Source organism: Cellulosilyticum ruminicola JCM 14822 (assembly GCF_001311925.1).
Lineage (GTDB): Bacteria > Bacillota > Clostridia > Lachnospirales > Cellulosilyticaceae > Cellulosilyticum > Cellulosilyticum ruminicola.
Map to the genome: position 1 here is coordinate 1 of NZ_BBCG01000129.1, position 3107 is coordinate 3107.

Here is a 3107-nt window from a genome sequence, read left to right on the forward strand (position 1 = left end):
TGAAAGTATCGATCCAGTTGTACTTATAAAAATTGTTATGATTCAATACATATTCGGCATTAAATCTATGCGTTAAACTATTAAAGAAATAGAAGTAAATATTGCTTATAGATGGTACTTAGGTTATGGGATGACTGAGTCTATACCCCATTTTTCAACTTTTGGTAAGAATTATGCTAGAAGATTTGATATGACTATGTTTACGATGAATACAACGATTGCATAATATGTCCTAATAATAAAATTTTAAAATATAGTACAACGAATAGAGAGGGCTATAGAGAATATAAAAGTAATAAACACGACTGCAAAGACCAATGTCATTTAGTTAAGACATTGACTAACTGTGCTGTTTCTTCAACAGTTTTATCTGCTTTAAACTGTTTACATGCAACACTATACATACTTTCACCGACTTCAATCAAATGGCCACTTGAATCAAAGATTCTACAGTTACTTCTTGATTAAATAAGTTTTTATAAAACTGTAATGACTTTTCCATATCTTGTACAGCAATTAATGTGTTACAGTATTTCATCTTTCTTTATTCCTCCCGTCTTAAATATAAATGCTCTAATGATTAAGTCACCTAATCGTACTATACCACATACCCTATAAAATCTGAATAGTTAGACATATGAGCAATAAAAAAGCGCAACCACTGATTGGTGATTACGCTTTTTTCATTTTACTTATGCATTTATTTTGCTCAGCACTCTATTTTGTAATCTGCTTAACCGCCTGACTTTAAGCTGCTTTGTTATGTTTCTTATCATCCTTTCTTTTCCTGGCCATCTAATAGCCTCCCAATTATTAAATGGGCAGCAAATCTCCAGACAATATGACACACTTCTTGGCTGCTTAAAATCATGATGGTGGGAGGCCATAAATTTTAAACTTTTTCATGAATAGGGTACCAAAACCTAAAACTTATGATTCAAGCATATTTTTATACTAAGCAAATATGCTTTGCAAATATGCTATTTTCTAATTTCTAACCATGCATTCACTGGAATATGCATTTAATCGTTCATTAGGATCCTCACTCGTTAAAACTTCTCCATTAAACATTTTCGCTAAGTCTTCTATACCTACATAAAGAAGCCCATCTTTCATTACAACAGGTTATGAAAGGGTGAAGTTTTCCTTTTCATCTAAAACTAATTTCTCTCCTACTTTAAAAGTATGGGGTAAAGGTACAAGGGCTTCAAATCTAAATTCATTTCACTTTTCACTGTAAGTTGTATAATTTGCAAGCCTAATTTACCATTTAATGCACGTTTAAATGTAAGGACAATTTGTCCTTCTTGAACTACCATTATAAAATCTTTATTGGCTATAAGGTCTTCCCCTTGATAGGTGAGTTTAAACTTAGGAAGTGCTTCAAATGCAACTTGCCTCATTAGCACTTTTGCCATCTGCATCTCTAAAATTCAAGCTTAAACTATCTCCTGCATCAATCTTAACAAATGGCTGTAATGCAATATCTACATCTAAAACTTGTTATCCTAATCCCGGTTTAATGCCTGTAATTTCATTTGAAATCTCTTTAACGACTTCTTCCTGATTCGTCACATCTTGTGCAATACTGGTACTGCAAAGATTTGTGTGCCTATTAAACATGCTAACATGAACTTTTGAATATGTCTTTTCATCCTCATTCTCCTTTTTCCTGTTAATCGTAATACCATAATCCTGCTAAACTTTCTTGTATACCATAAGCCCAGCGTACTTCACCTGATGGGAATTGAAGTTTATACCACCCTTCTCCATCTACTGCTAAAATCGTTACCCCAATCCCTGCTGCATAAGTCTTACTCTTGCTGCATATATTCTGCTTTGTATAAGTTTCAATAGCTTCTTTTAGAAAAGCAGACTTATGCATGGTGAAATAATTAGTTTTCTTTTCTTGGAGTTTATGCCATTTATCTAAAGTATAATCGCAATTATAACGATCTGTTCCCGCATCATCATTACGCTTTAAGGCATGTAAAACCCCATTTGAAATGTAATTACGTGCCCATACATCATTCAAATGGCCTTCTACTGCACCCATAAAGATGGTTTTTCCTTTTTTATAAGTATAAAAATAATCTACAGGATCAGCACTTGGTCCTTGATCATAAATAACAAGCTCTTTATAGGCATCTTTTGTATTCATATCCACAAGCCAGATTTGATCTGCAAAGTTGCCTTCTTCTTGTATCACTTTCTTACCATTTATTTTTAAGGTCATTGTGCCAAAATTATTGTCATTATCATATTGCTGACTATACACGATTTCTTCACTCTTACCATCCCCATCTAAATCAACTTTAAACGGCCTATCTGGCATATAAACTGTGGTTTTGCAAAAACCGCGATTATCTGCACTTTGTACCTGTTGATTGCTACCTTCTTTTAAAACTTTAGCCCACCATGTTAAAAAGGCTACATTATACTTTTCAGTAGCATTTAATTTGATGTCTGACATCTTTTTAGTGCCGCTATACCATACCTTATCTTCAAAATATTGCTTATAACTTTGATCTGTAATCGATGCCCCATGTCTTGTATAAATCTCATATTTACCAATCATCGTCATGACATAATCCCGTGATAAATCATACGTATCAAGTGCTAGTTCACTGCTATCTGGATAAACATAACTTGTTTCATCTTCCGCATATTCATTTCTTAAACTACGCCACTCTTCTTGTTCTAAAGCATTGTCTTCTGATTTCTGTGCTTTTGCCTCTTTTTTGGCCGCAGCAGCTGTAATAACTTGGCCCTGCTGATAATTGCCTGCGCCATAAGTTATACTGCCTCCTATAACTACTGTACCTAAAAGTAAACTTTTGAAAAGCCAAATGCCTTTAAAATGCTTTTTCATTTAAATTCCCCCTTATTTAAATGATACTATAAAACGCTATTTCATATCATCCTTACCATTATGAGACTATTCAATTTATTTTACAAGTCTATTTCCTTACAATCACATAATATTGAGATTAATTTTAATATCCCACCAGATTAAGCCATAGTTATGATCAAACCATATCATCATCAACACAAACAGGCAACCATCTCATCTATTAGATAGTTGCCCTTTTTATATACCTTAACGA

At 33.3% G+C, this 3107-nt stretch carries 2 protein-coding genes and 1 pseudogene; 1 reads left to right on the forward strand and 2 read right to left on the reverse strand.

Annotated features, from left to right (window positions below; genetic code table 11):
* Positions 1-196 (forward strand): annotated as a pseudogene (locus JCM14822_RS19755) (transposase); the annotation flags it as partial.
* A gap of 976 nt (positions 197-1172) precedes the next feature.
* Here JCM14822_RS19755 and JCM14822_RS18190 read toward each other — a convergent pair.
* Positions 1173-1418, reverse strand: coding sequence for a hypothetical protein (locus JCM14822_RS18190; protein WP_172674868.1), 246 nt, complete (start codon positions 1416-1418; stop codon positions 1173-1175).
* Between the two features lie 257 nt (positions 1419-1675).
* Positions 1676-2872 (reverse strand): YARHG domain-containing protein, encoded by a 1197-nt coding sequence (locus JCM14822_RS18195; RefSeq protein WP_054744042.1) that lies wholly within the window; start codon positions 2870-2872, stop codon positions 1676-1678.
* Positions 2873-3107: the final 235 nt, after the last annotated feature.

Excerpts from the sequence above, each read along its gene's own strand:
- JCM14822_RS18195 (WP_054744042.1), bottom strand. The coding sequence starts at position 2,872 with ATGAAAAAGCATTTTAAAGGCATTTGGCTTTTCAAAAGTTTACTTTTA.
- JCM14822_RS18190 (WP_172674868.1), bottom strand. The coding sequence starts at position 1,418 with ATGGCAAAAGTGCTAATGAGGCAAGTTGCATTTGAAGCACTTCCTAAG.